Origin of the sequence: Streptomyces sp. NPDC051133 (assembly GCF_040682635.1) — a bacterium.
In the GTDB taxonomy this organism is placed as follows: domain Bacteria; phylum Actinomycetota; class Actinomycetes; order Streptomycetales; family Streptomycetaceae; genus Streptomyces.
Window position 1 is genome coordinate 450,831 of record NZ_JBFBBK010000001.1, and the last position, 22,865, is coordinate 473,695.

Below are 22,865 nucleotides of genomic sequence, written 5' to 3' on the forward strand. Positions count from 1 at the left end.
GCCGGCCATTGGCCCCTGTGGGCACGGAGCACCTGTGTTAGTAATGGATTTCTTGAACCACCGGAAAAGGCCGCCGCTGACATTCGGCGTCCGACCGCGCAGCGAGTTCGCGGGCACGGTCAGGCAGAGACTTTGGAGGCGCGATGACCGCCACGACGGACACGTTCGCCGACGCCGTCGGAGGGCTCGGGGACACCGAGTGGGACCGGCTCGCCGACGGTCGGTTCTACTCGTCGGCGCTGTGGCTGCGGGTGTGCGCCCTCGACCCCGGGGCGGTCTCCGGCGGACTGCACGTACAGACCCCGGGCGGTGGCCGGGCCGCGATCCCGGTGGCAGCGGTGACCGACGAGCCCAACCCGGATCTGCGGTGGCACGACCTGCTTACGGCGCGCGGCCTGCCGGCGCCCGAGCCGGGCGGCCTGCTGATCGGCCAGCGCCGAGGCTACCTGGCGCACCTGCTGACCGGTGAGGGTACCGATCGGGCCGAGGCCGCCGCCGAAGTGCTCGGCGCGGTCCGTGCGCTGCGCTCGCCCGTGCACGGGGACGCGAAGATCGCCCGCGTGGCGATGTACCTGACCACCGGGGACGTGAAGGCGATGCGAGCGGCGGGGGTGCGGACCGCCCCGGTCGCCTTGAAGACCGACGCCTGGATCGAGATTCCGCCCGGCGGCTTCCCTGCCTGGCTGGAGTCGCTCTCGGCGCACCGGGCCCGTCGTATCCGTAGCGAGATAAGGAAGTTCGAGAAGGCCGGATACGAGCTGGAGCACCGGACGCTCGCCGAGTCCTGGCAGGACGTCGCCCGGCTGCTGGCCCGTTCGCTGCTGCGCTACGGCAGAACCGTCGACGTGGCCCCGATGGCCGAGTCATTCCGCAAGCAGGGTGAACTCGCCGGTTCACGCGCCCAGGTCGTGCTGTGCTCGCGCCCCGGCGAACCGCCCGTCGGCTTCTGCATGTACTACCGCCGGGGCGAAACCGTGTACCTGCGGGCGCTGGGCCTGGACCACGACCGACTCGCCTCGGCCGCCGAGTACTTCAACCTCACCTACTACATGGCGGCGCGTCTGCCCGGAGTGCGCTGGGTGCATGCGGGCACCGAGACCGCGGAGGGTAAGGCGCTGCGCGGCGCGAGGCTCCGGCCGCTGTGGCTGCTGGACCTGTCCGAGGACAGCCCGCTGGCCGGGTACGACGAGGAGATCCGCGCGCACAACCACGCCCTGCTCGCCCGCCTGCGCGGCTCCTCGCCCGCGGTTTCCGGCGCCCTGGAGTACGACCTCTGGGAGCCGTACTGCTGAGGCCGACCGCCGCCGGGGCGAGCGGGTTCTCCGACGCCGGATGCAGACCCCCGGGAAGGCCGTCGCCGGCACCGGTATTGCCGGGAAGGCTCCGGCGTACCGGTGCCGGCGGCGAGTGTGTGGTGCACACGTCCGTGCTCCGGGGAGCTTCGCTCAGGCCATCGGGTTCATGTCGATGATGAGCATGTCGCGCACTCCCGAGGCACCCTCGGGGACGATCGGCGAGACCTCGTGCGTGATCATGTTGTCGTCGATGAACATGGTGTCGAGCGGCTGGACCAGGGTGGTCTGCACGATGTCGCCGCCGTCGTTGGGGTGGACGGTGGACAGGCCGCCGGTGACGCCCTCGCGGCGCATCAGGTGCATCCCGACGTAGGAGTGCCCGTCGCGGTGGCGCCCCTCGGGAGTGGGGAGCCCGTCGGCGTCGGCGCGGGCGACCACGCGGACCAGGTGGACCCCGGTCCGCCACGAGTTGTTTCCGCCCGCCGCGGTCGCCATCCGGGCGTTGAAACCGACCAGGGCGCGCATGGTGGGGCTGAGCAGAAGGTCCTGGTCGACCGGTTCGAAGAGCCGGTCCTTGCCCTCCCACAGCGGGATGGAATCCTGACGGAAGGCGGCGTGGGGCAGCACCTCGTAGGTGACGGTGTCGCCGTCGACGACGACGCGCAACCGGCTGTAGCGGCGCTCGCGGTACACGCCGACGCCGTCGACCTCGGTGTCGACCGGCAGGTCCTCCCAGGCGTCGCGGAGTTCCTCGAGGTCGGCGTCGCTGATCAGCCCGGCGAGTTCCTCCTTGGGTATGACGACGAAGCCCGTGCGGCGGACCTGCTCCGCGAAGGCGGGTACGCCGTCATGGAGCTGCCGTCCGGTGGTCGGCGTGTCGCTGGTGCTGGCGGTCATGGTGTTTCCCCTTTGTACGGGTGTCCCGGTGGCGTCGGCGTGTACGACCGGGACGGGTGCGGTTGATGTCGGGTGCGACCGACGGTCCGGTCACGCCCGGTGACGGCGGTCGCCGGATCGGCCGTCTCGGGTCCGGCCGACCGGAAGGTCGCCGGTCGGCCGCACAGCTCGGTGCGTGCGGCGGCCGGCCACCTGTACCGGATGTTCGACAAGATCGGAGCGAGGTCCTGCGCCCGGCTGCCGTGGCCGGCCGCCCGGACACGCTTCAGGTCAGTCCCGCTCCTCGTACTCGACGTGCAGCGTCTGTGCGAGGTGGGCGAGGTAGGCCGCGGCCTCCGCGTCCGACTCGTGGTGCGAGAGCACGACCGCCGGGTTTCCGGTCCAGTCCGGGTAGGGGCGCAACAGTGCTCCGGGACCCGCGGTCTCCACCACGTAGTCCACCCGCGGGTCGGCACGCACCGCCTCCAGGCCCCGTATCCGCTTGACCCGTCCGCCGCCGCCGATCGGCACCAGATATGCCGCCGCGTGGCCGGCCGGGACCGGCTCCTCGCGCCAGCAGAGCGGCTCTTGGCCGAGGTGGATGCGCAGCGCCTCGGCGGCCAGGTCGATCCCGCTGCTGACGTGGGTCAGGTGGTGCATGTTGCCTCCGCCGCCGAGGCGCGCGGTCATCTCCAGCAGCACCGGCCGTACTCCGCCCACCAGCCGTAGTTCGGTGTGCGTGGTGCCTTCCGTGACGCCGAAGGCGTGATGGGCGCCGATCACCTCCGCCTCGATCGCGGCGAGTATCTCGGCCGGCAGCTGGGCGGGCGCCCGCAGCGTGGTCTCCTCGAAGTAGGGCCCCGTCAGTTCGCCCTTCCAGCTGATGGCGCAGACCCGTACCTGTCCGTGGAACACCAGGGATTCCGCGGAGATCTCCGGCCCGTCCAGGTATTCCTCGACCAGCACACCGGTGTCCGACTGCGATCCGTCGGCGGCGCCCATGTGGGTCTCGACGAGACTCCAGGTGCGGGCCACGGCCTGCTCCAGGCTGTCCCTGTCATCCGCACGGATGACGGCGAAACTGGAGTGGCCGTTCGCCGGTTTGACCACGACGGGAAAGCGCAGGGTCAGCGCGTCGGTCCAGTGGTCCGGATCCTTGACGACCACGAAACCGGGCACGCCCAGCCCCGCTTCCAGGAGGCGCTGACGCATGCTGCGCTTGTCGCGCACCACGGCCGCCGCCTCCTCGGTCAGCCCGGGGAAGCCCAGCTCCCGAGCGGCGCGCGCCACGAAGGGAATGACCCTTTCGTTGCCCGACATGATGCCGTCGAAGGGCTCTTGCCGGTGGCGGTCGGCGAGCGCCGACAGCGCACCGTCCGGGTCGTCGTCGACGTCCAGAGGCAGCAGTTCGACGACCGCGTCGGGCCGCCCGGCGGACTCCAGCGTGTCGTCCCCCCTGGGGACGAGGATCAGGTCGATGCCGGCACGTTCGGCGGCTTCGAACGCCCAGGGAAACACGGACAACTGACCGACGAGGACGAGTTTCGGGCGCTTCGGCATGACGGTTCTCCAAGGATCGGCTGTGTGGAAGGGTCGGAAAGGGCCGCGCCGGCCGGAGCGGTTCTGTGTGAGGTCACCCCGGCGATCACAGGCCGGGAAGGCTGATCAGCCCGTGGAAGGAGTCGCAGTCGGCTGAAGCGTCCGCCGCGCGCCGCGCACCGAAGACGCGCGATACGAGGGGCAGGATGGCACCGGGACCGGGGCGTCAGGCGGAGCGCATGACCGGCGCGCTGCCCGGCCGCGCCGCGAACGGGCTTGCCCCAGGTTCCCATTCGTAGGAGAACCGGCCGTTCACACTCGGATGGTGCGGGCGTAGCAGGTAGTTCTCCGCCAGTTCCTCCAGCAGGTCCTCGGCGCGCTGGTCACTGATCCCGAGGGTCGCGGCGGCGAGCGCCGGCGTGAGCCGGTCGGGAGCGCCGGAGGACGACAGCGCGTGGGCCAGGGACCGCGACTCGGCGGACAGTGTCGCGAGCGTCCGGTCGAATCCTGCCCACACGCCCAGCGGATCGCTGTCGGCGCCCCCGGACGCGAGGACCCACGCGGTGGCCTGCCGAGCCGTCCAGTGCGGACGGCGGCGCAACTGCGCCGCGATCGCGAAGAGCGCGCCCGGCAGCCCCCGGCACAACCGGGCGAGCCGTCGCAGTCCTTCGGGGTCCAGGGCGACGGGGTGTCCCGGTACGGAGGACGCGAGCAGTCGCAGACAGTCGTCGAAGGGCAGTCCGGGAAGATCGACATGGACCGCCGTCGAGGACACGAACAGCCGTCTACGACTGCCGATCACCACGCCGCAGCCGGCACCTGACGGCAGCAGCGGCGTCAGCTCCTCCACGTCGCACACGTCGTCGAGCACCACCAGAACGCGCAGGCCGGCGGTCCAGGTACGGAACAGCAGGCTCAGGTCGGTCGTGCTCTGCCGCAACTGCTCCTCCGTCGCACCGAGTCCGCGCAGGAACGAACGGAGGATCTCGGCGGGCCGCACCCGCCGGCCGGCGCCGTCACGCAGACGTGCGTGGAGACGCCCGTCCGGGTAGTGACCGCTCACCTGATGCGCGGCGTGCAGACACAGTTCGCTCTTCCCCGTGCCGGGGGCACCGCCCACGACCACGAGCGGCCGGTCCTCCCGCGCCCGGCCGGCCAGTACCTCCGTGAGGCGCGCCAGCTGGCCGGCGCGTCCGGCCAGACGCTCGCGCGGGGCCGGCAGATGGCAGGGCGGCCGGGTGGCCGCGGTCACGACCGTGAGCCGCCCGCCGGGACGCAGCAGCGCCTCGTCCGACGTGAGCACGGCCGTGTGCAGGGCCTGGAGTCGGGGTGAAGGATCGAGTCCCAGCTCGGTGGCGATCCGCTCGCGTGCCCGCCGGTAGACCTGAAGCGCTTCCGCCCGCCGGTCCATGCGGTAGAGCGCCGTCATCAGATTGCCCTGGGCCCGCTCGTCCGTCGGTTCCTGCACGGCCAACGAGGTGAGTTCGCCGAGGACTTCGTGGTGCCGGCCGAGGTGCAGGTCGGATTCGATGCGCAAGTGGTGCGCGCTGGTGCGCAGTTCCTTCAGCCGGACGGCCTCGGCCTTCAGCATGGGCCCCTTGCGCACGTCCACCAGGGCGTCGTCCCGCCACAGCCGCAGCGCCGCGGCGGCTGTGTCACGGGCCCCGGCGAAGTCTCCGTCGTGGAACTCCGCTCGGGCACGGGCGAGCAACGGCTCGCAACGGAAGACGTCCACGTGGTCGGCGGGCAACGACAGCTGGTAGCCGCCGTCGACCGTGCCCAGCAGCGGCCCGGCCGCACGTACCGCCCCGCCGCTCCTCGGATTGCCGAGGGAGAACCGCTTCCTGAGCTGGTACACGTACGTCTGCAACGCCGTGGGCGCGCTGGCCGGCGGGTTGTCGTTCCACAGTTCGTCCATGAGGTGCTCGAAGGGCACCACCCGGCCCGCGTTGAGTACGAGCACCGCCAGTGTCTGGCGTACTTTCTGGGCGGCCGGCGCCATGTCGACGCGGTGATCGTCCCCATAGGCCTGAAGCGGCCCGAGAAGGTTGATTCTCATGAGAAATCGCCTTGCCTCAGGTTCGTGCGGTTCCCCCTCGGACCGGCCGCCGGCGCCGGCGGCCGGTGTCAGGAGTTCCTGGACCCGGCCACCGCGGCCAGGTGGGGATGGTGCCGGGCGACGATGTCGGGGAAGGAACGGACCAGCCCCTTCATGACGTTGTCGCCGTAGAGGGCGAACAGAGGGTTGCCGACGACGTCGATGACTCCGTCGGCGCCCTCGACGTAAGGGCTGGGCAGTGGCTGCATCGTGGCGTCCAGCCGGGGGTTGTAGAAGAAGGGAATGGAGTAGCGGTCGACGCCTGGGGCGGGCCGGACCACCCGGTGGAGGGTGGCGCGCACATAGCCCCGCGTCGCCACCTCCAGCAGTTCTCCCAGATTGACCACGAACGCCCCCGGGACCACCGGTACGTCGGCGAACCGGCCGTCCTCGACCGCGACCTGAAGGCCGCCGTTGTCGTCCTGGACGAGCAGGGTGAGCAGCCCGAGGTCGTTGTGAATGCCGGTCCCCTGGTCGGAACCGGAGTCCTCGCTCGTCCGCGCGGGACCGGGGTAGTGCAGGAGCTTGAGGTGGATCTGCGGATCCGGATCGACCACGTCGTCCAGGAAGCCGGCGGGGGCGTCGAGCGACTCGAGCAGGAGCCGCAGCAGCCGGTGTGACAGAGCGGTCAGCCGGGTGATCCAGGACTCGACGGCCGGGCGCAGCTCGGGCATCGCGGCAGGCCACTCGTTCGGGCCGATCAGGCACCGGTAGGCGGGATCCCCGGGCTCGGACGGCCTCGCGGGCTGCTCCGGGCCGATGTCCAGCTGCCGGCGCTGGTCGGGCACACCCCGGGTGTGTTCGCGGCCGAGTTCGGAGTAACCGCGGAACAGCGGCGAGTCGAGGATGTTCAGCGCGAGCCGGTCGGCCTCGGGCAGCTCGAAGAACCGGCGGGTGAGGTCGAGCATGTCGTCGGCGTCCTCGATGCCGTGGCCGACGAGCTGGAAGAAGCCGATCTCGTGCACGGCCCGGCGCAACCGCTGCAGGAACTCGGCCCGGGCGTCTGGCGAACCGGCGGCGTCCCGGAGATCGAGCACGGGGAACGGGTCGGTCATGACAGCTCCTTCGAATCGCTGTTCTGGTAGGTCGTCGGATCGGTCACGTCGGCGTCCCGGAACGCTTGCCGGCGCTCCTCGCAGGCTGCGCACCGCCCGCACTGGAGCGTGTCGCCGCGAAAGCAGCTCCAGGTGTCGGTCCAGGGGACGCCGAGTTCCTCGCCGAGCGACACCACATCGCTCTTGCGCAGCTTGACCAGCGGTGCTGTCAGGGTCAGGTCGGGATGCGCGTATCCCTGGGTCGCGATCCGCTCCATGGCGAGGAAGGAATCGATGAAGGCGGCATTGCTGTCGGGTGCGGCCTGGAGGTCGTCGACCACTCCGACGGCCACCGCCTGCGCCTGCTGGGCGACGGCGACGGCGAAGGCGACGGACAGCAGGAGGGCGTTGCGGTTGGGTACGACGTTCGGGCTGCCGCCGGACGACCCGCTCCGGTGATCGGGAACGTCGACGGCCGGGTCGGTGAGCGAGGAGCCGCTCAGGAGCTTGCCGACGGGGCTGAGGTCGACGACGTCGTGGGGTACCCCGAGGGTCCGGGCCGCCTTCGCGGCGTACCGGTGCTCGATGAGATGACGCTGTCCGTAGTTCACGGACAGCAGGTGGAGTGTGTGTCCTTGCGCCTGGAGGTGGTAGGCCATGGTGACCGAGTCCAGGCCGCCGGACACGATTGCGACGGTTTTCGGCATGTGTCGACTTCCGGCAGACGTAAAAGGGATGGAGGATCAGTACCTGAGGGTCAGGACTGCGGTGCGCTGTGCGCCGGAGCGGCGGCGGACGCAGGGGCGCCCGTCACGGCGTCGGCGTGGCCGGGACGACGAGGCGACTCGATTCCCGGCCCTTGCGGTAGGTCAGTTCGACCTCGGGCCGCGGACCGTCCAGCCTCGTGGTGATGGTCCGCTCCTCGCTCCAGCCGACCAGGCGGTATTCGTTTCCGCCGAGGGCCACCAGCGGGAAGAGGTGCTCCTGCGGCGAGCGGACGGCCAGTTCCGTGCCGGTGTCGACGATGCCGAAGCCGGCCTGCGGCTGCGCGCCGGTGAGCGACCCGAACACCTCTATCTCCAGCAGGTGCTCCGGCGCGTCGAACGAACACCGCGCGGCTTTGCGCTCCTGGTCGGTCGTGGCCACGCCCGGACGGTTGTAGAGCACATCCGGGCCGTCGAAGTAGTCGGCCCAGTCGGCCGGGAACAGCCGCGCGAGCTCCGGCGTGACGAGCACGTCCACGACGAGATGCACCCGATGCTCGGGTCCGAGGTTCTGGATCTGGTGCTTGCGGCTGAAGTCACCGAACCAGAACTCACCGGGCTGCCAGCGATGCACTTCTCCGTCGAGGTCGAGCGAGGCTTCCTCGTGGGTGATGACGGGGATGTGCAGCCGGGCCAGACCCCAGTCCGGGGCGAACTTGGCGTCGCAGTGGCGGTATCCGACGACTCCGGGGCCGAGGTCCAGGAACCGGGCGGCGTAGAGGGGGCCGGGAATCGCGTGCAGGACCTCCCGCACGTACGGCATGTGGTCCAGCCACTCGGTGTCGGCGAACTCCGCGCTGCCGGGGCCGCCTGGGTCGGTGCGTGTCTTGTCACCACCGGGGCTGCGCACCGGCAGACAGCGCCAGTCCTGTTCGGCCCACCTGGAGACTCGCCCGTTCTCGTGCGAGCTCTGTTCGTCCCACAGGTGGTCGCGTGCGGTCATGAGGTCGGCCAGCAGCCGCTCGGCGTCCAGCTCGGGAAGCAGCCGGGCCGCTTCCGCGGGCGTGGCGGAATCAATGGTGTTCATCGTTGTCCTTTCAGGTCGACCGGACCGGGTGCGCGGATGTGCCGAAGAGAGCGGCCTGTCGTTCGCCGCTCCGCGACCGGGACGCGGCCGACGACCGCCGCGCTCGCGGCACGGCGGGCAAGGCGAATGCGGGGGCCGGCGTGCGGGCGAGCGGTGGGAATCCGGTACGGCGCTGCCGGCACGTGTGGCCACCGGGTGCGGATCGCCTGGTCCGGCGGCTACCGGATCATCGGCCCCGGCAGGACGTGGGCGGCCCACTGGCGGAGCCGGACGGCTCGTCAGGCCCGGAGCAGGTCGAACAGCTCGCCCCGGAGCCCGGGGTCCGTGCTGAAGTCCCCGCGATACGCGGTCGACGTCATCTGCGCGGGAGCCTTGATGCCGCGCATCGACATGCAGAGGTGCTCGCCCTTCGCTATCACCGCGACGTCCGGGGTGCCGCTCAGGGTGCTGATCTCCAGCGCGATCTGGTCCACGAGACGCTCCTGGACCTGCAGCCTGTGCGCGTACTGATGGGCGACCCTGGCGAACTTCGACAGGCCGAGCAGTTGCCCCGTCGGGCGGTACGCGATCGTCACGGAGCAGTTGAACGGCAGGAGGTGGTGCTCGCACAGCGACCAGACCTGAATGCCCGAGACGACCACGAGCTGGCTCGTGCCGATCGACTCGAAGAGCGTGCCCAGCGAACCCGGGTCGTAGTTGATGAATTCACGCCACCAGCGGGCGAACCGCGCAGGGGTGTCGCGCAGTCCGTCACGAGTGGGGTCCTCGCCGATCTCCTCCAGCAACTGGCGGGCGATCCCGACCAGCGGGTCCTCGGTCGTCCTGGTCGCCGACGGGTCACCGTCGAGCTCCACGTTTGTCACCGACATGCGGCTGCCTTTCGTCCGGGCTTCGTCGTCACTGGCCTCACGGCCGGTACTCGGCCCACGTCTTGGGAGTCTCTGAGATACGGACACAGGTCAACTCGGGAAACTCCATCACCCAGGTCTTGTAGACCCAGGCGGCCATGTTCTCGGCCGTCGGGTTCTCGTCCATCACATCGTTCAGATGCCGGTGATCGAGCTGCTTGTCCATCCATTCCTTGAACGCGGACAGATCTCCGTAGTCCCGAACGAAGCCCACGGGCAGCAGATTCGCGTCACTGGCTGCGAGTTCCAGCTCGATCACGTAGTTGTGCCCGTGCATCCGGGCGCACTGGTGATCCGGAGCGAGGCCGGAGAGCCGATGGCTGGCCGAGAATTCAAATTTCTTCGTGATCCGAAATGTCATCGGTGGGGTTCCCTTCTTCTTGTGCGGGCCGTGGGTCATACGCCGCGTTTTTCGCCCCACAGCAGGGTGTGGAGTCTCGTCGTCAGGTTCCAGCCGCGCTCCACGACCGCGTCGGCCAACTCGCTCATGTGTTTGGTGACGTCGTCGGCGGTACGCCCGATCGGCATGATCCACACCGAGGGCAGGTCGAAGTCGGCGACCAGCTGGGCCACTTCGTCGAGATCGCGGGTGTTCTGGCAGACGAACTTGAACGTGCTGCCCGGCAGGGCCGAAAGACTGGTGAGGGCGGCGGGGACGATCCTGCGCCGCAGGGGGTCACCGGAGTGCGACAGCTTCGGCGAGACATTGAACCTGACGCCGGCGGCGACAAGTTCGGGGTGCGCGGCGTGCGTTCCGTTCGTCTCGATCTCGATCTCTTTACCGCGTTCGGTCAGCGCCGCCACCAGAGGGATCAGCCGTTCCTGCTGGCCCAGGGGCTCACCGCCCGAGATCACGATCAGCTCGGTGTCGAACGCGAGCAGCTCTTCGACGACGTCTTCGACCGGGCGGCGGTGCAGCTCCTGGCGCGGATCGTGGGCGATCCCGCCGTCAGCGGCTCCGACCCAGTCCCACGTGTAGGGCGTGTCGCACCACGAGCACGACAGATTGCACCCGCCCAGTCGCAGGAACGCGCACCTGCGTCCCATGGACCGACCCTCACCCTGGACGGTCGGACCGAAGACTTCGTTGACCACGAGATCCTGTTCCATGGCGCACCGCCTCCTACGGGTGGGACGGCTCGACGGCCGCCGGCTTCTGCGCCTGCACGATGAACCAATGCCGGCTCAGCCGGACGCCCTGATCGACGGAGACCGCGGCGACATATCGATCGAACGCCTCCCTGTCCGCCGCGGAATCGTAGTTGTCGACGATCGGCACTTGGTGCAGGAATGTGTTCAGGTCGTCCGGCGAGTGGTAGAACTCCTCGAACCGGAACGCCTGGTTTCGTGTCACGACGAAGCCAGCGTCGGAGAGTTCCCGGGCAACCTCGTCCGCCAAGGGCCTGCCGTTCCAGCTGCCGAAATTCTGGCCGCGGCCGATCGTCTCCTTGAGTTCGCGCGCGTCCTGCTCGCCGATCCCCATGTACATCACGACCCCACCGGGGCGCAGCACCCGCTCGAACTCGCCGGTGATCAGTGGACCGCGGCGGGACGTGACCACATCGGCGTATCCGTCGGGCAGCCCCGTGCGTGCGGCGTCGCGCAGCTCGAACGTGACATGCGGCAGTCCTGCTTCGGCTCGATACCGCGCGGCGCACTCCAGCATCGACGGCGACAGGTCGATCCCGGTCACGGCGCCGTACGGTCGTGAGATGCGCAACAGGCTGCGCCCGTCGGCACAGCCGACATCCAGCAGTCGGGCCTGTGGCGTTCCCAGTGCGGTCGCCAGTTCGTCGAAGACGGCGTCCGGGCGGCCGTCGGCGAACACGTCGGTGCTGCGCGCATCGCTGAAGTAGCCGCCGAACCGCTCGGCCACCCGGGAGTAGAACTCCGCGTCCATCGTCATCAGTCGTGCACCTCCTCCTGGGCCACGGTCGAGAACAGGCTCTGGTGCGCACGCACCGCTTCTCCCGTGCCGCGCCGCGATTCGGTATTCGGGACGCCGAACGCGGCGGGTGTCACCACGTCCCGGGTCACTACGGTCATTCGGACCACTCCTTGAGGGCTGTCCCCCCGAAGGGGCGCCGAGGTCGGCAGGACCCACTTTCCGGTGCCGCCCTATCGGCACGGCATCACGGCGCATCCACGGCACGGACAGGGCCGGGATAGGGCGGTGATGGCGCGGTCATGCGGGCGCGATGGGCACCTGGTTCACGCTGGTGTCAGTGACGCCCGGACGGAGTGCCGAACGGGTCGCGGAGGAAGGAGAACCGAGATGGCCCTCAGGAAGCCCCCGGCCGATGAGATACCCGCCCTCAACACGCCGTGGACGTGACGGACCTGTCTGCCTCCTGGTGTCAGCCGACGGACGTCATGGGCCTGCCCAGCATGGCAACGATGTCGGACCGCACAGCGGCGGCCCCGCTGTGGTCCAGGATCCGCTCCCGGATCTTGGCCGACAGTGAGTAGTACTGGACGGCCTGTTCCCTTCGGTGCAGGTGGGCGTTGACCCGACCGAGGTCGTGCAGCACATACCCCTCGCCGACCAGGTCGCCGCTCGCCCTGACCATGGCGAGGACCTCGAGCAGGGTCTGTTCCGCGGCCTCGTAGCGTTGCTGGTACGTCAGCATCTGGCCCAGCCGCCGCAGTACGAGGGCCTGGCCCCGGTCGAAGCCGGCCGACCGGCAGATGCCGAGGGCTTCGTCGAGATGGGAACGGGTTCGCGTGAAGTCCGCCCGCCGCATCGTGATGTGTGCCATCTCGCCGAGCACGTACGCCCGTCCGATCACGTCCCGCGCCCGCAGGAAGCCGCGCTCGGCGCTCGTGTAGAGGGCCAGTGCCCGATCGTCGTCACCACGGTGTCGCTCGATGCGCGCCAGCTCACGCAGGCACAGCGCCTGACCGCGTACCTCACCGATCCGCTCGAAGATCTTTAGAGCGGTGCTGAGGTAGGGGCCGGCCGCCTCGTGTTCGCCCCGGTACAGGTGCAAGGTCCCGAGTGAGCCCAGCACCGCCGCCTGCCCCCGTTCGTTGCCCGCTTCCTGCATCGCGGTCAGCGCCACCTGATGGGTGCGCTCCCACAGGTCGGGATAGCCGCGGGCCTCGAAAAGTGTCACCAGGGTCGTGGCCAGTTCCCAGCATAATTCGTCCAGGCCCGACCTGGCCGCCAGCTCGACCGCGTTCAACAGGTTGGTCTGCTCTCTCTCCAGCCACCCGAGCGGGTCGCGCACGCACCGCTGGACATGGCCTTCCGACGGATGCCATCGCTCGCCCCGGCCCGTCACGATGGTGCATGTACCGCCGTAGACCTCTCTGTGCGCCCTCTCCGCGAGCGCCATCCAGCCGCCGACCATGCGCCGCACCGCTCCGGCGCGATCTTCCTCGGTGAATTCCGCAAGGAGCCGTTCGTGCGCGAACATCCTGACGATCTGCGACAGTCCGCATCGGAAGTCCCCGCCCTGATCCACGGCGGTGATGCCGAGGAGCCGCGTGTCGATGAGGGGTTCCAGCAGGTCGGTGGAGTTCGGCGTGCGGTCGTCGACGAGGGCGGCACCCAGCCAGCTCGGGACCTCCGTCCCCTCGGCCAGGCTGAGCAGGCACAACAGGCGACGGTCGGCCGCCGCCAGGCCGTCGTAGCTGAGTGAAAGACTTGCCCGGATCGACAGTTCGCCGTGCGCCAGCTCGTCCAGTCGGCGGTGTTCGTTCTCCAGCCGGTCTCCCATGGAGGCCAGCGACCAGTGCGGCCGCGCGGCCAGGCGGGCGCCGATGATCCGCAGAGCGAGGGGCAGCCCGCCCACCAGATGCACGAGGACCCGCGCCGCCTCCGGCTCGCTCTCCACCCGGTGCTCTCCGATGATCCGCCCCAGGAGCTGGACGGCATGGTCCGGGCTCAGCGGTGCCACGCCGAATCGGCGTGTGCCCGGCAAGGCCGTGAGCTGGCCGCGGCTGGTGACCAGCACGCCGCTGCTGCTGGTTCCCGGCAGCAGCGGCATCACCTGCGACTCGCTCACCGCGTCGTCCAGCAGCACCAGCGTCCGGCGACCGGCCAGCAGACTTCGGTACATCTCCGCGCGCTCGTCGAGCGCGTCGGGTATGGCCCGGCCCGGCACGCCCAGCGCCCGCAGGAAGCGCCCCAACGCCTCTGCGGGGCCGACCGGTTGTCCGCCAGGCCCGCGAAGGTCGCAGTAGAGCTGTCCGTCCGGGAAGCGCTCGGTCGCCACCCGGTGCGCCACATGCCTGGCCAACGTGCTCTTGCCGACACCAGGTCCGCCGAGCACCAGGACCACGTTCAGTTGCCCCTTGTCCTGGCCCTCGGTGACGGCGTCGCAGACCGCTGAAACGAACCGGCCGTCCGCCACCAGGTCGCCGGTGTCTGCGGGAAGTTGCCTCGGGGTCACGACCGGGTCGGGATCGGCGCTTCGTTCTCGAGCCGCCTCGGAGAACGGCGTCGCCACGACAGGGCGTGGTGCGGCCGGCTCGGCCAGGGCCAGGTCGGGGTCGTGGGTCAGGATCGCCTGCGCCAGGTCGCGCAGTTCCCGCCCCGGGTCCAGGCCCAGTTCCTCGGTGAGTATCGCGCGGCCCTGGTGGTAGACGTCCATCGCCTCCGCCTGCCGGCCCGAACGGTACAACGCCACCATGAGGTGACTCCGCAGCCGCTCACGCAACGGATGGCAGGCGACGAGCTGCATCAGTTCGCCGACCAGGTGCTCGTGACGACCGAGTTCCAGCAACAGCCCCATGCAGGTCTCCACCGCCTCCAGGCGCCTCTCGTCCCACTGCGCCGCCATGCCGGCCAGGACCTCGCTGGGTACACCGGCCAAGCACCGGCCCCGCCACAGGCCCGTCGCCGAGCGAAGCTTCTCCACCGCGGGCATCTTCAGACCGTCACGGGCCAGGGCATGCGCCTGAGCCACCAGGCGACGGAAATCGGCGATGTCGGTCGCGTCCTGCGGCGCCCTGAGCACGTATCCGCGGGGACGGGTCTCGATGGTGGCGTCCACGCCTCCCTCCGTAAGTGCTTTCCGGAGCCGGGAGATGCAGATCTGCACCTGGGCCCGTGCGGTCTTCGGCGGACCGTGATCCCAGATGAAGTCGATCAGACGGGTCGTTTCCACCACCCGGTTCAGTTCGAGCACCAGCGCCCCGAGGACGATCTCCTGACGCCCCGGAGCCACGGGCACGATCCCCTGCTCGCCGCTCACCTCGATCGGACCGAGCACCCGGAAGGGAGCTGCCGCTCCGACGGTGCTGTTGCCATCTGAAGAGACTGTCATGCATATCCTGCTTCTGTGGTGTCAGCCAGGCGGTGGGTCCGGCTTGCGAGTGGGACGGAACTCGTACCGGCCCGACTGCTCAGCCGTATTCGTCGGCTGCGTGACCGAGCACCCTTCGAGGGCTCGGCCGAGCATGTGGACGACGGGAGAGAGGGTGCGGTGTGCGCGGCTGAACGGCACCGGGGCCGTGCCGTCACACGACCGGGGCGGTGTGCGGGACGGTTCCAGCCACCCCGCGATGCCCGAAGGCGTCCGAGGAGACGCGCCGGTTGCGCTCGGGCCCGTCACTGCGACGGCCAGGTGCGAGCGCTTCTTCACCCTGTTCTGGAGAAGTGGTGGCGGTACTGGCCCGGTGTGACGCCCAGGGTGTGCTTGAAGCGGCGGTGCAGGGTCTCGGCGAAGCCGAAGCCGCAGAGCCGGGCTATCGCGTCGATGGTGGTGTCCGTCGTCTCCAGCAGAGCCCGGGCGGCCTCGATGCGTACGGTCTCCACGTAGGCGGCCGGAGTGAGTCCGGTCTCGGCGCGGAAGACCCGGGTGAAGTTCCGCTCGCTCATGCCGGCCCGATCGGCGAGCATCCGGACGGTGAGGTCGTCGGCGAGGTGGTCGGCGACCCACGCCTGCACGTCCCGCAGCGGCTTGCGCGTGGGCCGCTGCGCGGCGAGCTGGGTGCTGAACTGTGCCTGACCGCCCGGACGCTGGACGAACATCACCAGCATCCGGGCCACGGCTCGGGAGACCTCGGGCCCGTGGTCCTCCTCCACCATGGCGAGCGCCAGGTCCATCCCCGCCGTGATGCCGGCCGAGGTCCACATCGGCCCGTCGTGTACGAAGATCTGGTCCGGGGTGACCGTGACGTCCGGGTGCGCCCGGGCCAGCCTTTCGCAGGCCGCCCAGTGCGTCACCGCGCGCCGCCCGTCGAGCAGCCCGGCCCGCGCGAGCAGGAACGCGCCCGTACACACGGAGGCGACCCGCCGGGCCCGGCCGGCCGCCTCCCTGAGCCAGCCGATGAGCTCTTCGTCGTCCGCCGCCTCACGATCGCCCGGTCCGCCCACGACCACGAGCGTGTCCAGCGGACCCTCGCACTGTTGGACGCCGCTGCCGGCCGCTACGTCCATTCCGTTGCAGGCGCGCACCGCTCCGGCCCGGCCCGCGACGATCTCGACGGCGTAGCCCTCACTCTCGGGCACCCACCGTGCCGTCTGCGCGAACACCTCATGCGGTCCCGCCAGGTCGAGCACCTGAAACTGCGGAAAGACGAGGAAGACGACGCGCCGTTGTGTCATTCGATCATCCTTGTCCACCCTGTCGAATGGCGGCAAGGACACAGAGCTGACGATCTCCGCCATGGGGCCGGTCCCATGCTTCGCCTTCGGCGGGTACGGCTGCCGGCGGCGGGGCGGGTGGGCCGCTCCGGGACAGGTGCCGGCCGGTCCCGGCGCGAGGGGCATGTCGTGGAGAGCGCATCCCTGTGCCGCACGGGTCACCGCCCTGCGGTGAGGGTCATCGCCCAGCGCCTGTGTCCGCGCCTTCGGCTCCCACGGTTCGTCGTCGGTGTGCGTCGTCCACGCCGCTCGGAGGCACGACACATCTGTCCGGCATCTCGGCTGACGCGCTTTCACCACTCGGGCGCGTCCCGTCACGGGAACCCGAGCCCACGGCACGGCGGTGCCGTGTGGCGAACCGGCGTGTGTCATCCGGATTGAGTTGAGCACCCTGTCTCCCTGTCTGCGAACCCGCCACTTCTGTGGGGTCAGAGGCATGTGGCGCCTCTTCACCCTCTTGCGACCCTCGTGACCAGCGCAATCGTGGAGCACCACGACACGGACCACGAGATCGGCAGGCCGGATCCACGACACCGGGAACGTGATGGCGGACACGACATTCCGGTTCCGCCGCACCTGTGCGCGATCATGGTGGTTCTTCTCACGGTGCGGGTCACGCCACCGAGGCCGGGCGCACGCCGTCCTCGTCCATGAGGACGCCCACGTCCACACGAGGAGGCAGGAATGTCCCGAACGGCACGTGCACCACGGGAAGCGGCACGGCTGCTGGCCGCAGCGGCCGAGCGCGCTCGTGCGGGCACCGGTCGTCTGGTCCTGCTGCGCGGTGCCACCGGCACGGGCCGCACCACCGTTCTGGAGGCCGCCGCCGAGGACGCCGCCGCCCGTGGTATGCAGGTGATGCGTGCCCGTTGCTCCGCCGGCGACTCCGCGTTCCCCTTCGCCACGATCCTTCAGCTCTTCTGCCCCGGCGCCGAGTCACCCGATCCCGCAGGGGACGGCGATGAACGCAGGACCGGCGCCGGGCTGCGCAAGGTGCTGCGCGCGCACGCCGAGCGGTCGCCGCTGCTGATCACCGTGGACGATGTACACCTGGCCGACGCGGCGTCCCGCCGCTGGCTGGTGGAGTCCGCCCGGCTCATGGACCGTCTGCCGATCATTCTCGCGGTCACCGAGCGCAGCCAGTACGACGTCGACCCGCCCGCACAGAGCCTCGCCCACGGTCTCTCTCCTGCCCTGGTCACCACTCACACCCTGACCCCGCTGTCCCACAGTTCGGCTGTGGCAGAGGTCCGTTCGGCTTTCCCCGACGCGGACGACTCCTGGATCGAGGACTGTGCACGGGCCGGGGCGGGCAACCCCCTGCTGCTGCGCGCCCTGCTGGACGACCTCTCCGACGGCAGTCACCCGGTCGTGCCGGACACCTCGGCCGCGCTGTACCCCGGAGCGTTCTCGGCGGCCGTCCAATGGTGGCTGGACTGCGCCGGGCCGGATACCGCGGAGGTGGCACGGACACTGGCAATCCTGGACGAGGGCTGGGACCACGGCCCCGCCCCCAGCGCGGGGTTCCCGGTCCTCCACATCCCCTCGCTCCTGTCGGAACTCACCGGCGTCGACCCGACCCGGGTCTCGGGCTGGATCACCGCGATGACCGGCCTCGGCCTGCTTCGCCTCGATGGCATGAGCCGCGCCCGCTACACCCATCCGCTGCTGAGGGACGCCATACTCATCGGCGTGCCCGCGGCCCGGCGGCGCGCCGCGCACCGGACGACCGCCGAGTCGATGCTGCACCGTGGTGTCGCGAGCGAGATCGTCGCCCGTCAACTGCTGCTCACTGACGCGGTGGACGCGCCCTGGGTGCTGCCGGTGTTCCAGGAGGCCGCGTCGCTGGCATTGCGTGAGGGGCAGATCGAGGACGCGGTGGCCTTCTTGCGGCGCGCTCTGGAGGAACCTCTCTCCGATGAGGGCAGACAACGCCTGCTGACCGAACTGGGGTCACTGGAGTACGCGGTACCCGGCTCCTCGGCCGCGATCCTGAGGCTCACCGAGGCACTGCGGCTGCCGGGGCCGCCACAGGAACGAGTGCGCGCCGCGGTCGCTCTCGGGACGGCGCTGACCGGCCGTGGCAGGACCCGGGCGGGCGTCGAGGTGCTGCGCTCGCTGTACGACGCGCTCGCCGACCGACCCGACCTGATACGCATCCTGCGGCAGGCGTTTCTGCAACTGTCCGACAAGGAACTGCTGGTGCGGCAGGAGGCGTACAAACGGCTGGTGGAGACCGCCGAGCGCTCGCCGGAGTCGATCAGCCCGGCCGGTCACGCGTTCCTGGTCAAATACGCGGTCATGGCGGGTCGGAGCTCGGCGAAGGACGCGATGCTGCGCCTGCGGGGTCTGCTGTCGGAGCCGGCCGACCCGCTGTCCGAGCCCTACCTGCTGGGGACGGCCGCCGCGGTCGCCCAGTGGGCCGACGAACTCGACGAAGCCGAACGGCTGGTGGAGCGCGGCCTGGCCGGGCAGCGCCCCGACGTCCTGCACCCCATGCAGGAGGCGCTGCTCGACACCCGTCTGGACATCATCGCGGCACGAGGCGACTTCACGCGCCTTCTGGCCGACCCGCTGCCCGCCACCACGACGCCGAGGAACGCCCACGCGCACGCGCTGACGGCACTCGTGGAGACGGGCCGTGTCACCGACGCCGAACGTCTTGCCGAAGCCTTCGACCTGCGGACGGCGCCGGAGTCCTGGGAGCTGAACCGGTTCCTGTACGCGCGCGGGCGACTGCGCGCCGCCAACGGTGACCTGGCGGGAGCCCTGCACGACTTCCTGGAGTGCGGCCGCCGCCAGTCGGCCCGGGAGGTGTTCAGCCCGGTCGTCACCCCCTGGCGCACTGCCGCCGCGGAGTGCCATCTGGCGCTGGGGGTGCCGCGCGAGGCGCTCGCCCTGGCGGAGGAGGAGCTGCGCCTGGCCAGGGTGTGGAACACACCCCGCACGGTGGGCCGGGCACTGCGTGTCCTCGGCACCGCGACCGGCGGACGCCGCGGCATGGACCTGGCCGTGGAGGCCGTACGGCTGCTGCGCGGCGGCCCGGCCGGACCGGAGCTCGTGGCAGCGCTGCTGGCCGTGGGCCGCCAGTTGACCGCCTCGGGCGAGTCCTCACGCGCCCGGGGCATCCTGCGGGAGGCGGCCGGGCTCGCCGAATCCCTGGGCGCAGTACGGCTGCGGGACCTGGCGGAGGAGGCGCTGCGTGCGAGCGGCGCCCGCCGTCCGACGACACGCATCGGTGCCGCCTCGCTCACCGACAGCGAGCGCCGGATCGCCGAACTGGCCGCGGAGGGACGCACCAACGCGGAGATCGCGGATCTGCTCCATCTGGGCCGCCGCACCGTGGAGACCCATCTGACGCACAGCTACCGCAAGTTGGGCATCCGACGGCGCAGCGCCCTGAGCACGGCCCTGACCGGCGGCACCCGGCGTACGGAGTCCTGACAAGGGGCGGGGACACGTAGGGCGAGCACGGATCTTCGTACAGGTCAGCGCACCCTCCCGCGTGGCTTCAAGGGCACCGACGGCAGTTCGGGTGCGGGCAGGGGACTCCCGTCGTACCCCTTCACCTCCCCGAAGCGCGATCCGTTCGTCCAGTCCTCCCGCGCCCGCTCGATCTCCTCCTGGGTGCGGGCCACGAAGTTCCACCACATGATGAGTTCCTCCGCGAACGGCTCGCCGCCCAGCAGCATGATCCCGGCGTCCGACTCGGCGCGCAGCGGGAGTTCGGTGCGGCCGCAGCCGAGGTAGAGCATCGAGCCGGGCAGGACGGGTACGCCGTCCACGTGCACCTCGCCGGACATCGCCAGCACGCCGTACTCGAAGTCGGGTTCCAGCGGCAGGCGGACGTCGGCGCCGCGGGTGAGGGTGAGGTCCGCACCGACGAGCGGGGTGTACGTCGTGCCGGGGGAGGCGGAGCCGTCGAGGTCGCCGAGGATCACCGTGGCGGTCAGGCCGGGCGCGGTGACCGTCGGCAGGTCCGGGTGGTACTCGAACCGCGGTTCGGTGTGGCGGTGTTCGTCGGGCAGGGCGACCCAGAGCTGGGCGCCGTGCAGGAAGCGGGCGTGCGGCCTCGGGCTCTCCTCGGAGTGGCTGATCGCCCGGCCCGAGGTCATCAGGCCCAGCTGCCGGGGCCGGATCGTCTGCAGGCTGCCCGTGGAGTCGCGGTGCAGCACCTCGCCCTCGTGCAGCCAGCTGACCGTCTGCAGCCCGATGTGCGGGTGCGGCGGGACCTGCATGCCGGGCTCGTCGGCGATGTCGTCCGGGCCGTAGTGGTCCACGAAGGCCCACGCACCGATCATGCGGCGGCCGAGGTTCGGCAGCAGCCGGCGCACCTGCGTGGACTCGCCCAGCTTCACCTGACGAGGGCTCAGCAGTTCGCGGACGGGTTCGGCGACGACGAATCCGCGGCCGCCGCAGACGCTGGGCACGGGTGCCCGGTCGAGGTTGCTCATGCGCCCAACCTAGCGGTGCGCGGGCCGGAGCGGTGGGCGGGGCAACCCGGATTTTCCTTGGCCAAGTCAATCACCTGACTTACCTTCGGGGGTGCAGACCCTGGTCATCCCGATCGTGCCCGAACTTCCCAGACTGCTGCACGCCTCCGCCTCCGACGCGGCCTGGGCGGTCACCGCGACCCTCCTCGCGGCAGCCGTCGCCACCCCGGTCATGGGGCGGCTCGGCGACATGTACGGCAAGCGGCTGATGCTCCTGACCAGCCTGCTGATGCTGGTCGCGGGCTCGGTGACGGCCGCGCTCAGCGGCGCCCTCGCCCCGATGATCGTCGGGCGGGCCCTGCAGGGCCTGGCCTCCGGCGTCATCCCGTAGCCGGTCGCCTGAGGCAACTGAAGGAGCTGCGGAGACGGAGACGGAGACGGAGGCGGGCCCGGCGGCCGGGCCGGCCGGGCCGGCCGTGGCGGTGCGAACCGGGGGGAGTCCGCGTCGGCGGGCACATCCGCGGATCCGGCGGCACCGGTGTCGGGCGGGCCGCGGTGCCCCTCATCTCGCTCGGCGGGCGGCAGGTGGGCCGGGCGGACGCGGGGGAGGACGGCGGCTACGCCGTAGAGGCGCCGGCGGAGGGGACGTACGTCCTCGTCGCCTCCGCCGACGGCCGCCGCCCGCAGGCCGCCACCGTGGTCGTCGGCCCGCACCCGGTCTCCTGCGACCTGCTGCTCGACGGCACCAGCGGCCTGGCCGGCGTGGTGCGGAGCACGGACGGCGGAGCGCCGGTCCCCGGAGCCGTGGTGATCGTCACCGATGTGCGCGGTGAGGTCCTGGCGACGGTACGCGCCGACGGACTCGGCGCGTTCCACCTCACCGGGCTGGTGCCGGGCACCGTCACCCTCGCCGTCAGCGCGCCGCGCCACCGGCCGCTCGCGCTGCCCGTGGAGATCGACGGCACCGGAGTCACCCGCGTCGAGGCCGGGTTGAGCCCCGGCGCCCAGGTGCGCGGCACGGTTCGGGGCGCGGGCGGGCCGCTCGGCGACGCCCGGGTGACCCTGGTGGACTCCACGGGCGACGTCGTCGCCACGACCAACACCGGCGACGACGGGGCGTACGCCTTCTCGGACCTGGACGCGGCCCGTACACGGTCATCGCGACCGGCTGTCCGCCCCGGGCCGCCGGGGTGACGGTCTCCGGGGCCGGAGTGGAGGGGCATGTCATCGAACTCGCCCAACCCGGGGTGTAGTTCGCCCTTTCGGCCTGCCGCAGGCGGACCAGGACCGGTGGCGTGCCCTCACGGCCATCGTGCGCTCGGGGACGGCTCGGCCGAGGAGGGGGTGACCGCGCTCGGCACCGGGGACGGAGTGCCGGTCGCCGGGCGGGGGGAGCGGGCCGGCTCGGCCGGGTGGGCCGGTCCGCCGCGCACCGCGAGGAACACCAGCGCCGCCACGGCGGCCAGGGCCAGCACGCCCACCGCGACCCGGCGCAGCGCCACCCGCCGGGACCGCACCGCCCCGGCCGGCGCACGCGGGGGCCGCAGGTCCGCAGGGCCGACGCAGTCCGCCCGCGCGGCGAGGGCGGCCCGCAGCCGCTCCTCGACCCCGCCCGGCGCGGTCCCCGTACCGGACTCGTTGCCTCGCTCGTTCATCGCAGCGCCTCCAGGCGTCGGCCGAGGGCGGCCAGGGCCCTGCTGGCCGTGGACTTGACGGCGCCCCGGGACAGGCCGAGCGTCGCCGCGATCTCGGCCTCGCTCAGATACGACCAGTACCGCAGCACCAGCACCTCCCGCTGGCGCGGCGTCAGCGTCCGCAGGGCCGCCAGCACCTCACGGTGGTCCTCGTGCAGCAGCACGTCCTCCTCCGGGGCGGGCGCGTGCTGCTCGGGTTCGGGGGTGTGCGCCCGCACGGTCCTGCGCCGGCGCAGCACGGAGCGGGCCGCGTTGACGACACTGGTCCTGAGGTACGCCTCCGGGTCGTCCAGCGAGGCGAGCCGGTGCCCGTGCCTGCGCAGCAGCGCGGTGAAGGCGTCCTGCACGACGTCCTCCGCGGTGGGCAGGTCGTCCACCAGCAGCACCGCGAGACGCACCAGGGACAGCCGTCGATGGTGGTACAACTCCTCGATTCCGGGCGGCTGTTCAAGCTCGGTGAGGGTGTGCGCGGGCGTGCGGGAGCCGGCCGGCGCGGCCCGGCCGCCGCTTCGTGCCGCGGGATCCGCAGGACGCGCAGGCCGCCGAGGACGACGGATACGCGATCGCGTACGTCCACGATCCCGACCGGGGAGCGGCGGACC

18 protein-coding genes and 2 pseudogenes are annotated in these 22,865 nt (G+C 71.1%); 4 read left to right on the plus strand and 16 right to left on the minus strand.

Annotation, left to right across the window (positions count from 1 at the left end):
- Positions 1 to 143: 143 nt before the first annotated feature.
- Positions 144 to 1,292 (plus strand): GNAT family N-acetyltransferase, encoded by a 1,149-nt coding sequence (locus AB0N17_RS02075; RefSeq protein ID WP_366009115.1) that lies wholly within the window; start codon positions 144 to 146, stop codon positions 1,290 to 1,292.
- Positions 1,293 to 1,445: 153 nt separating this feature from the next.
- Here the strand turns inward: AB0N17_RS02075 and AB0N17_RS02080 are convergent, their stop codons facing one another.
- The 13 genes from AB0N17_RS02080 to AB0N17_RS02140 form a co-directional block, all read right to left on the minus strand.
- The gene (locus AB0N17_RS02080) at positions 1,446 to 2,192 is read right to left on the minus strand and encodes a 2OG-Fe dioxygenase family protein (protein ID WP_191876687.1); all 747 of its coding nucleotides are present in this window, start codon (positions 2,190 to 2,192) and stop codon (positions 1,446 to 1,448) included.
- 270 nt (positions 2,193 to 2,462) lie between these two features.
- The gene (locus tag AB0N17_RS02085) at positions 2,463 to 3,731 is read right to left on the minus strand and encodes an ATP-grasp domain-containing protein (protein WP_366009116.1); all 1,269 of its coding nucleotides are present in this window, start codon (positions 3,729 to 3,731) and stop codon (positions 2,463 to 2,465) included.
- A 205-nt stretch (positions 3,732 to 3,936) separates the two neighbouring features.
- Positions 3,937 to 5,769 (minus strand): BTAD domain-containing putative transcriptional regulator, encoded by a 1,833-nt coding sequence (locus AB0N17_RS02090; RefSeq protein ID WP_366009117.1) that lies wholly within the window; start codon positions 5,767 to 5,769, stop codon positions 3,937 to 3,939.
- Positions 5,770 to 5,837: 68 nt separating this feature from the next.
- Entirely contained in the window at positions 5,838 to 6,863 is a 1,026-nt protein-coding gene (locus tag AB0N17_RS02095; protein ID WP_366009118.1) for a 2-oxoglutarate and iron-dependent oxygenase domain-containing protein, read from the minus strand.
- Positions 6,860 to 7,549: a 7-cyano-7-deazaguanine synthase gene (locus AB0N17_RS02100; protein ID WP_366009119.1), complete on the minus strand. Its 690-nt coding sequence runs from the start codon at positions 7,547 to 7,549 to the stop codon at positions 6,860 to 6,862. Before AB0N17_RS02100 ends, AB0N17_RS02095 begins: the two co-directional genes overlap by 4 nt.
- A gap of 103 nt (positions 7,550 to 7,652) precedes the next feature.
- A complete protein-coding gene (locus AB0N17_RS02105; RefSeq protein WP_366009120.1) occupies positions 7,653 to 8,633 on the minus strand; it encodes an aspartyl/asparaginyl beta-hydroxylase domain-containing protein in 981 nt (326 codons plus the stop codon).
- A 278-nt stretch (positions 8,634 to 8,911) separates the two neighbouring features.
- Positions 8,912 to 9,502: a GTP cyclohydrolase I gene (gene folE / locus AB0N17_RS02110; protein ID WP_366009121.1), complete on the minus strand. Its 591-nt coding sequence runs from the start codon at positions 9,500 to 9,502 to the stop codon at positions 8,912 to 8,914.
- 37 nt (positions 9,503 to 9,539) lie between these two features.
- Entirely contained in the window at positions 9,540 to 9,902 is a 363-nt protein-coding gene (locus AB0N17_RS02115) for a 6-carboxytetrahydropterin synthase (RefSeq protein WP_366009122.1), read from the minus strand.
- Between the two features lie 35 nt (positions 9,903 to 9,937).
- The gene (locus AB0N17_RS02120; protein WP_366009123.1) at positions 9,938 to 10,651 is read right to left on the minus strand and encodes a 7-carboxy-7-deazaguanine synthase QueE; all 714 of its coding nucleotides are present in this window, start codon (positions 10,649 to 10,651) and stop codon (positions 9,938 to 9,940) included.
- Between the two features lie 13 nt (positions 10,652 to 10,664).
- A complete protein-coding gene (locus tag AB0N17_RS02125) occupies positions 10,665 to 11,447 on the minus strand; it encodes a methyltransferase domain-containing protein (protein ID WP_366009124.1) in 783 nt (260 codons plus the stop codon).
- Entirely contained in the window at positions 11,447 to 11,587 is a 141-nt protein-coding gene (locus AB0N17_RS02130; protein ID WP_366009125.1) for a hypothetical protein, read from the minus strand. The genes AB0N17_RS02125 and AB0N17_RS02130 overlap by 1 nt, the downstream gene beginning before the upstream one ends.
- A gap of 311 nt (positions 11,588 to 11,898) precedes the next feature.
- Positions 11,899 to 14,814, minus strand: coding sequence for a BTAD domain-containing putative transcriptional regulator (locus tag AB0N17_RS02135; protein WP_366009126.1), 2,916 nt, complete (start codon positions 14,812 to 14,814; stop codon positions 11,899 to 11,901).
- Between the two features lie 314 nt (positions 14,815 to 15,128).
- The gene (locus tag AB0N17_RS02140; RefSeq protein ID WP_366009127.1) at positions 15,129 to 16,097 is read right to left on the minus strand and encodes a GlxA family transcriptional regulator; all 969 of its coding nucleotides are present in this window, start codon (positions 16,095 to 16,097) and stop codon (positions 15,129 to 15,131) included.
- A 723-nt stretch (positions 16,098 to 16,820) separates the two neighbouring features.
- On the opposite strand from AB0N17_RS02140, the gene AB0N17_RS02145 reads away from it, so the two are divergent.
- Positions 16,821 to 19,580 carry an AAA family ATPase gene (locus tag AB0N17_RS02145; protein ID WP_366009128.1) on the plus strand — a complete coding sequence of 920 codons (2,760 nt, stop codon included), beginning with the start codon at positions 16,821 to 16,823 and terminating at the stop codon, positions 19,578 to 19,580.
- 44 nt (positions 19,581 to 19,624) lie between these two features.
- Here the strand turns inward: AB0N17_RS02145 and AB0N17_RS02150 are convergent, their stop codons facing one another.
- Positions 19,625 to 20,590, minus strand: coding sequence for a pirin family protein (locus tag AB0N17_RS02150; protein ID WP_366009130.1), 966 nt, complete (start codon positions 20,588 to 20,590; stop codon positions 19,625 to 19,627).
- 91 nt (positions 20,591 to 20,681) lie between these two features.
- Here AB0N17_RS02150 and AB0N17_RS02155 point away from each other — a divergent pair.
- A pseudogene (locus tag AB0N17_RS02155) lies at positions 20,682 to 20,957 on the plus strand (MFS transporter); the annotation flags it as partial.
- 116 nt (positions 20,958 to 21,073) lie between these two features.
- Positions 21,074 to 21,822 (plus strand): annotated as a pseudogene (locus AB0N17_RS02160) (carboxypeptidase-like regulatory domain-containing protein); the annotation flags it as partial.
- 48 nt (positions 21,823 to 21,870) lie between these two features.
- Here the strand turns inward: AB0N17_RS02160 and AB0N17_RS02165 are convergent.
- Both AB0N17_RS02165 and AB0N17_RS02170 read right to left on the minus strand, forming a co-directional pair.
- Entirely contained in the window at positions 21,871 to 22,224 is a 354-nt protein-coding gene (locus AB0N17_RS02165; protein WP_366009131.1) for a hypothetical protein, read from the minus strand.
- Entirely contained in the window at positions 22,221 to 22,820 is a 600-nt protein-coding gene (locus AB0N17_RS02170) for a SigE family RNA polymerase sigma factor (protein ID WP_366009156.1), read from the minus strand. Before AB0N17_RS02170 ends, AB0N17_RS02165 begins: the two co-directional genes overlap by 4 nt.
- Positions 22,821 to 22,865: the final 45 nt, after the last annotated feature.